At 71.5% G+C, this 8,122-nt stretch carries 5 protein-coding genes; 4 read left to right on the forward strand and 1 reads right to left on the reverse strand.

The features are described 5' to 3' along the window. Nucleotides 1–203: 203 nt before the first annotated feature. Entirely contained in the window at nucleotides 204–1,934 is a 1,731-nt protein-coding gene (locus STRTUCAR8_RS53380) for a glycoside hydrolase family 43 protein (protein ID WP_006376917.1), read from the reverse strand. Between the two features lie 219 nt (nucleotides 1,935–2,153). Here STRTUCAR8_RS53380 and STRTUCAR8_RS16495 point away from each other — a divergent pair, with 219 nt between their 5' ends. The 4 genes from STRTUCAR8_RS16495 to STRTUCAR8_RS16510 all read left to right on the forward strand — a co-directional run. After that, complete coding sequence (locus STRTUCAR8_RS16495) at nucleotides 2,154–3,203, forward strand: LacI family DNA-binding transcriptional regulator (RefSeq protein ID WP_044472313.1); 1,050 nt, start codon at nucleotides 2,154–2,156, stop codon at nucleotides 3,201–3,203. A gap of 217 nt (nucleotides 3,204–3,420) precedes the next feature. Then, entirely contained in the window at nucleotides 3,421–4,542 is a 1,122-nt protein-coding gene (locus STRTUCAR8_RS16500; protein WP_006376913.1) for a LacI family DNA-binding transcriptional regulator, read from the forward strand. Nucleotides 4,543–4,614: 72 nt separating this feature from the next. Further along, nucleotides 4,615–6,213, forward strand: coding sequence for an FAD-dependent oxidoreductase (locus STRTUCAR8_RS16505; RefSeq protein WP_006376933.1), 1,599 nt, complete (start codon nucleotides 4,615–4,617; stop codon nucleotides 6,211–6,213). A gap of 75 nt (nucleotides 6,214–6,288) precedes the next feature. Next, nucleotides 6,289–8,122 (forward strand): hydantoinase/oxoprolinase family protein (locus tag STRTUCAR8_RS16510; RefSeq protein WP_006376921.1); only part of this gene is annotated, 1,834 nt, incomplete at its 3' end.

The following is an 8,122-nucleotide window of genomic DNA, read 5'->3' on the forward strand; positions in this document are numbered from 1 at the left end:
CGGGATACCGGGGATACGGGGAACCGGGTTATGGGGAACCGCGATACCGGCATACCGGTCGGGTGATCAGTCGGGTGTGACAACCGGTTGTCATGCGTCGTGGGCAGAGCTTCTTCCTGTCTGCAAACGACGTCAAGGGTGTCGGCGACTTTTCGAAAACACTCGCCGGGGCCGCTCACACGAGCCGGCTGGGCAACCGGTTCCTAACGGTCGGGGAGTTCCCGTACGTCGAACCAGTCGAAGTCGGCCGGGGCGCGGGTGCCGCCCAGGTCCTGGGCGCAGACGCCGACGAACGCGCCGGTGAAGCGCAGCCGTTCGCCGTAGTCGTCGGAGAGCCTGCTCGCGTCGAGGACAGGTCCGACCGGCCGCCAGTCCGTGCCGTCCGGGGAGGCCGAGAAGCGGAGCTCGGCGCCGTCGATGCGGGCCCGCAGCCGCACGGAGGGCCAGTCGTCGACGTCCAGTTGGGAGTCCGGGAACTCACCGTACGTCCCGTCGTCGGTCTGGATCACGCCGAGCACCCTGCCTCTGCCCTCGGCGTGGGTGACGCGGAGGTAGTAGTGCTGGGTGGTGTCGTACCAGCAGATCAGGCCCGCCAGTTGGGTGAAGTCGGCGGGGCGGAAGTCGACCACCGTCGTCACCTCGCAGCGCACCGAGGTCAGCCGGCAGGCGACCAGGCTCTGGTCGTACCGCGAGTGGGTGCTCTGCCGGCCGCGCAGCCGCAGATGGCCGGGCCGCTCGGTGAGGGTGAGCCAGTCGGGGGTGGCGGGGACGCGCAGGGTGCTCCAGTGGCCGGGGAGCGCCGGACCGTCGAAGTCGTCGCGCCCGGAGTCCTGCGTACGTCCAGAGGTGTGTGCCCGTCCAGAGGCGTGCGTACGTCCGGAGGCCTCTGGACGTCCGGATACCTGCGCATGTCCAGGGGCCTGCGCATGTCCAGGGGCCTGCGCTTCGCTTCCAACTCCCTTTGCTGGCGTGCCGGTTGGCGTTCCAGTGGCAACGGGCGCCAGTACCTCCAGGCTCGGTCGGCGGCTTCCGTCCGCGAGTCGCAGCCAGCCGTCGTCCGTCCAGGTCACGCGTTGCAGACAGGTCTCGCGCCCGAGGACGCAGCGCGGTCCTTCGGGCGTGGCCACGGGGCGGGAGGCCAGATGGGCGAGGTACCACTCCCCCGTCTCCGTGCACACCAACTCCCCGTGCCCGGCCTTCTGCAGCGGCCAGTCGGGAAGGTCACGGGTCGTCAGAAGCGAGCCTTGCGGGTCGAGTTCGTAGGGTCCGGCGAGTTCGCGCGAGCGGGCCATCAGGATGCCGTGGTTCCAGCCGGTGCCGCCCTCGGCGAGCATCAGGTAGTACCAGCCGCCCCGCCGATACACGTTGGGACCCTCGATCAGTTCCTCGTGGGTGAGGATCGTCCGGGGCGGCCCGATCAGGGCCTGCTTCCGGGCGTCGTACTCCTGGAGGAGGATTCCGGCGAACGACGGGCGGCCCTCGCGCGGATCCCACCGCATGTTGAGCAGCCAGCTGCGGCCGTCCTCGTCGTGGAAGAAGGACGGGTCGAACCCGGAGGAGTTCAGGAACACCGGCTCCGACCACGGGCCGTCGACGGACTCGGCGGTCACAAGGTAGTTGTCGAGGTCCTTGTAGGGGGAGCCGACGGTCCGGACGACGCTGTAGACCATCCAGAACCGTCCCTCGTGGTACGACAGCGAGGGCGCCCACACACCGGCCGAGTCGGCGACTCCGCGCAGGTCGAGGTGGTCTGCGCGGTCCAGGATGTGACCGGCGGGCGCCCAGTGGACGAGGTCCGTCGAGTGGTGCAGGGGAATGCCCGGAAACCATTCGAAGGTGGAGGTGGCGAGGTAGTAGTCCGCGCCGACTCGCAGGATGCTCGGATCCGGGTGGAATCCGGGGAGAACCGGGTTGCGGATGTGGTCTGCGGTCATGCCCGCACCTCTCAAGGCTGTGCTCGTACCGTCGCCGCGTTCGCGTTCGGTATTTCGAAAATTTCGGTCCGCGTGATCCTTTTGAATTCCTACGTCTTCACGTCGTGGTGAGGCGGCCTTAATGTAGAAACCGGTTGCTACGCGGTCAATGTTTCCGTCGTGTGAGCAGCGCTATTCGAAATTTTCGCTGGCCCGGGTCGGCCGGAGAGGCGGTTGGAGATGGTCCGCACCGGAGGTGGCGCCGCCCCCACGGGCCCCACGCTGGCGGTCGTGGCCCGGGAGGCCGGGGTCTCCGTGCCGACCGCCTCGAAGGTCGTGAACGGCCGGGAGGACGTGGCGCCGGAGACCCGGCGACGGGTCACCGAGGTGCTGGACCGGCTCGGTTATGTCCGCAGACCCCGCTTCGACGCGTCGAAGTCGCCCGGTCTGGTCGATCTCGTCGTCCACTCCCTGGACAGTTCCTGGTCGGGCGCTGTGCTGCACGGTGTGGAGGAGGCGGCGCACGACGCCGGGCTGGAGATGGTCGTGTCGGCGGGCCTGACCCGGACCCGGGGCGGGCGCCCGGAGCGCGGCTGGCTCGACAAGCTGACGACCCGCGGTTCCTCCGGTGTCCTGTTCAACCTCGCCGAGCTGACGCCGTCGCAGTACGCGTGGCTCGACCAGCACCACATCCCGTTCGTGATGATCGACCCGGTGCTGGAGCCGCCGCCGGGCGTGGTGTCGGTGGGCGCGGCCAACTGGCACGGCGGGGTGTCGGCGGCCGATCACCTGCTGGCCCTGGGCCATGAACGGATCGCGGTCATCGCCGGCTACCGGCGCAAGATGTGCAGCAGCGCCCGGGTGGCCGGCTATCGCTCGGCACTCGCCAACGCCGGTGTGCGTCAGCGCCCAGAGTACGTCCGCTACGGCAGCTTCGACGAGACGGTCGCCCACCGGCGCATGCTGGAACTCCTCGATCTGCCCGAGCCGCCGACCGCGGTGTTCGTCTGCTCGGACAAGATGGCGCTCGGGGTGTACAAGGCCCTGGCGGAACGGGAGTTGAAGGTGCCGGAGGACGTCAGCGTGGTCGGCTTCGACGATCTCGCCGAGGCTCGATGGGTCAGTCCGGCACTCACCACCGTCCGCCAGCCTCTCGCCGAGATGGCGGCGACGGCGTTGCGGTTGCTGGTGCGGATGATGGCGGGGGAACGGCCGGAGGGAACGCGCACGGAGTTGTCCACGCGGCTGGTGGAGCGGGGCAGTACGGCTGCGCCGGGCAGCCGCCGGTAGAGCTACAGCACCTTGAGTGGTCCCGACCGGTAACGAGCGAGTGCCGGCTGCGCTGCTGACGCCGACCGCAGGCCCCTGAACTGCGCCGACGTGTCCGCGACTGTCCGCCGCGCGCCCGGTTTCGACGGCGGTCCCGACCCGGTCGGCGAGGAGGTACAGTCTCCGTCAATGCGCATTAGTAATACGCATTAACGAGGCGGCCGGGAGGGGAGCCACGGTGGAACGCAGGAAGCGGCCGGGGCGTACGCCCGCGCCGACCGGGCGTACGGGACGGCCGCGGCAGGCCGAGGTGGCACGGCTTGCGGGAGTGTCCCAGGCGACGGTGTCCCTGGTGCTCTCCCCCAAGCCCGACGGCAAGGGGCGCGTCATCTCCGAGGAGACCCGCCGACGGGTCCTGGAGGCGGCTCGCAGTCTGGGCTATGTGCCCGACCCGGCTGCCCGGCGGCTGGCCGCCGTCCGCAACAACCTGCTCGGTGTCTTCAGTTTCACCGCCACGTTCCCCACCGATGTGCAGCACTCGTACTACCCCTTCCTGGTCGGCGTGGAGTGCGAGGCGGCGGCGCTCGGTTACGACCTCGTCCTGTTCACCGGGTCGAGCACGGGCGGTGCGGGGGCCGCGGTGCCCGACGCACTGAGCCGGGTGCGGCTCGCCGACGGGTGTCTCTTCATGGGCCGGCACACACCCCGGGCCGAGCTCAAGCGGCTGGTCGAGGACGGGTTCCCGGTCGTGCACCTGGGGCGCCGCGAGGCGTTGGAGGGTGTGGCCTGGGTGGGCGCGGACTATGTCGCGGCCACCCGTGAAGTCGTGGGCCATCTGGCCGAGTTGGGGCATCGGCGGATCGTCCTCGTCCGGGAGGACGACGACGCGCCCGCCTCGGCGGACCGTCAGCGCGGCTTCCTGGAGGGGCTGGAGGCAGCGGGGCTGCCGGCCGGGCCGCCGGCCGTCTTCCGGTCCGCCGATCCGGAGCGGGACCTCACTCCCGAACGGCTGCGTGCCTGGGCCGATGACGGGGTGACCGCCTTCGTCGCGGAGGAGACCGACACCGGGGCGGCCTGGCGAGGCCTGCTCTCCGCCGTGCGGGCGGCGGGCCTCGACTGTCCCGCTGACGTGTCTCTCGCCCTGCTCGGCAGTCCGCCCGCCGATCTGGCGAGCGAGCCCGTACCCACCGGATTCGACATACCCCGGCCCCAGTTGGGCGCCGCGGCGGTACGGCTGCTGGCCGCGCTCGTCGCGGGAGAGGGAGGCGAGGGAGCGGACGAGGAGGCGCGGGAGAGGCTCGTCGCCTGCGCCTTCCGGCCCGGCCCGACGACCGGGCCCCCGCCGCCCGCCCAGCTTTGAGCACGGTCCGTTCCACCCCACCCATGAGCCCGAACAAGTAGCCGGCAACCAGAGCCAGAAGCCAGGAGAAGCGTGATACCCGAAGCGGACATACTCGTCGTGGGCGGCGGTCTCGGTGGCGTGGCCGCCGCGCTCGCCGCCTGCCGGGCGGGCCGCAGCGTCGTACTCACCGAGGAGACGGACTGGATCGGCGGCCAGCTCACCAGCCAGGCCGTCCCGCCCGACGAGCACCCGTGGGTGGAGCGGTTCGGTACGACCGCCACGTACCGGCGGCTCCGAGAGGAGATCCGGCGGTACTACCGCCACTGGTATCCGCTGCGGGCCGAGGCCCTGGCGCTCACCGACCTCAACCCGGGAGCGGGCCGCGTCAGCAAGCTCTGCCACGAGCCGAGGGTCGCCCTCGCCGTCCTGGAAGGCATGCTCGCGCCCCACCGGGCGGCGGGCCGGCTGACGGTACTCACCGAGCACCGGCCGGTCTCCGCCGAGTCCGACGGCGATGTCCTGCGGGCGGTGACCCTGGAGGACCTGCGCGACGGAACGCGTCACACCCTCACCGCGTGCTATGTCCTGGACGCCACCGAGACGGGCGAACTCCTCCACCTCGCGGGCGTCGAGCACGCGAACGGGGCGGAGGCACGCGCCGAGTTCGACGAGCCGCACGCCCCGGACGAGGCCCAGCCCCTCAACCAGCAGGGCATCACGGTCTGCTTCGCGCTCTCCCACCACGAGGGCGAGAACCACACGATCGACCGCCCGGACGACTTCGGCTTCTGGCGAGACTACCGGCCCTCGTTCTGGCCCGGTCCGCTGCTCGGCTTCGAGGCGCCCGACCCGCGCACACTGGAGCCGGTGCCGCGGACCTTCGTACCGAATCCCGAACTCGACCCGCTCGGTGTCTCCGCCGACCAGAGCGCCGACGCCGGCGACAAGGAGCTGTGGGGTTTCCGCCGCATTCTCGCCCGCAAGCTGCACTCGCCGGGCGCCTTCGACTCCGACATCACCCTCGTCAACTGGCCGCTCAACGACTACTGGCTCAAGCCCTACATCGGCCAGGAGGCCGAAGCGCTGCGCGGGGCACGGCAGTTGTCGCTGTCGCTGCTGTACTGGCTGCAGACCGAGGCGCCACGCCCGGACGGCGGCACCGGCTTCCCGGGCCTCAGGATCCGCCCGGACGTGACCGGTACGGCGGACGGCCTGGCCAAGTCGGCGTACGTCCGCGAGTCCCGCCGTATCAAGGCCGTCACCACCGTCACCGAGCACGACGTGGCGATCGACGTCGTCGGGCCGTACGGCGGCACCCGGCACCGGGACTCCGTAGGCGTGGGCGGGTACCGCATCGACCTGCATCCCTCGACCGGCGGCGACAACTACGTCGACATCGGGTCGGTGCCGTTCGAGATCCCGCTCGGCGCCCTCGTACCACGCCGGGTCCGCAACCTGCTCCCCGCGGGCAAGAACATCGGCACCACCCACATCACCAACGGCTGCTACCGGCTCCACCCGGTGGAGTGGAACGTCGGCGAGGTCGCCGGAGCACTGGCCGCGCACTGTGTGGCCGAGGACGTCGAGCCGCACCAGGTGCAGGCCGACGACAAGCGGTTCGGGGAGTTCGCGCGGCTCCTCGACCGCGAGGGTGTCCAGCGCCACTGGCCGGACGTTCGCGGCTACTGAGACGTCGCGGCTGCTGTACGCCGCACACACGCATACGCACGAAGCACACGGACGGTACAAAGGAGGTGCCCTGACATGAACACACCCCGCATCCGCGTCGGCATCGACGTGGGCGGAACCTTCACCGACGCCGTGGCTGTGGATGCCACGACCCTCGAACTCCTGGGGCAGGTCAAGGTCCCGACCAGCCACCGTCACGCGGACGGTGTCGCACACGGCATCGTCGAGGCGCTCGGCCGGCTCCTGGAGCAGACCGGTCGCGCCGCCGCCGACATCGCCTTCCTGGCGCACGGCACGACGCAGGCCACCAACGCCCTCCTGGAGGGCGACGTGGCGACGGTCGGACTGATCGGTATCGGGTCCGGCCCCTCGACGGTGTTCACCCGCCGCCTCGCCTCGTTCGCCAAGCTCGAACTCGCCCCCGGTAAAAGGCTTCCGCTGGTCTACGCCCATGTCTCCGACCCGCACGACGCGACTGAAGTCCGCCGTGCCGTCGAGCAGTTGACGGAGAAGGGCGCTCACGTCCTTGTCGCCAGCCAGCCGTTCAGCGTCGACCGTCCCGAGGGCGAGCGGGCCGTCCTGGACGCGGCACGGCCGTACGGACTGCCGATGACCGGCGCGCACGAGATCACCTCGCTGTACGGGCTGCACAAACGCACCCGCACCGCCGTCGTCAACGCGGCGATCCTGCCCCGCATGCTGGCCACCGCCGACCTCGTCGACGCCTCCGTCACCAAGGCGGGCGTGACCGCGCCCCTGATGGTGATGCGCTGCGACGGCGGCGTGATGGCCCTGGACGAGATGCGCCGCCGACCGTTGCTGACGGTGCTGTCGGGGCCTGCCGCCGGAGTCGCGGGCGCGCTGATGCGGGAGCGGGTGAGCGAGGGCGTGTTCCTGGAGACCGGGGGCACGTCGACCGACATCAGCGTCGTCCGGAGCGGCAAGGTCGCCGTCCGGCACGCCACCGTCCTCGGGAGGACCTCGTACCTGAGCGCCCTCGACGTGCGCACGGTCGGCGTCGGCGGCGGCTCCATGGTGCGGATCGGCGACGGCCGGGTGACGGGGGTCGGGCCGCGCAGCGCCCACATCGCGGGGCTGCCGTACGCCTGCTTCGCCTCCCCCGAGCAGCTGCGCGACGCCACCGTGGCCACCGTCCGGCCCTTGGCCGGCGACCCCGCCGACTACGCCGTGCTCGACACGGCGGAGGGCCGGTTCGCCGTCACCATGACGTGCGCCGCCAATGCCCTCGGCCTCGTCCCCGAGGGCGACTTCGCCCGCTGCGACCCGGAGACCGCGCGCGCAGCGGTCGCGCCGCTGGCCGCCGTACTCGGCACCGATGTCGCGACCGCCGCCACCCGGATCCTGGACGCGGGCGTCGCCCAGGTGAGGAAGGTGGTGGACGCCGTGATGCGCGACTACCGCCTCGACAAGGACACCGCCGTCCTCGTCGGCGGAGGCGGCGGGGCCGCGACCGTCACCCCGCACCTCGCCCGCACCAGCGGCATGGAGGGCCGGATCGCCCGCCACAACGAGGTCATCAGCCCCATCGGCGTCGCCCTCGCACTCGTACGGGAACAGATCGAGCGGATCGTGCCCGGCGCCACGCAGGAGCAGATCCTCGCCGTCCGCGCCGAGGCGGAGCGGGCGGTCGTCGCCCAGGGCGCCGCCGCCGAGGGTGTCGAGGTCGAGGTCACCGTCGACCCGCAGACCAACACCGTGCGGGCGGTCGCGACGGGCGCCACCGAACTGCGCGTCCAGGACCGGGCCCACCGCGCCGACGACACCGAGCGCCTGCGCGCCGCGGCGGCCAGCCTCAAGGCCGACCCGGCCGTGGTCCACGTCCTGGCGGGCACCGCCGCCCACACCGTCTACGGCACCGAGACGCGCCGCCGGCTGCGGCCGGACCGTC

The organism is Streptomyces turgidiscabies Car8 (genome assembly GCF_000331005.1).
GTDB lineage: Bacteria > Actinomycetota > Actinomycetes > Streptomycetales > Streptomycetaceae > Streptomyces > Streptomyces turgidiscabies.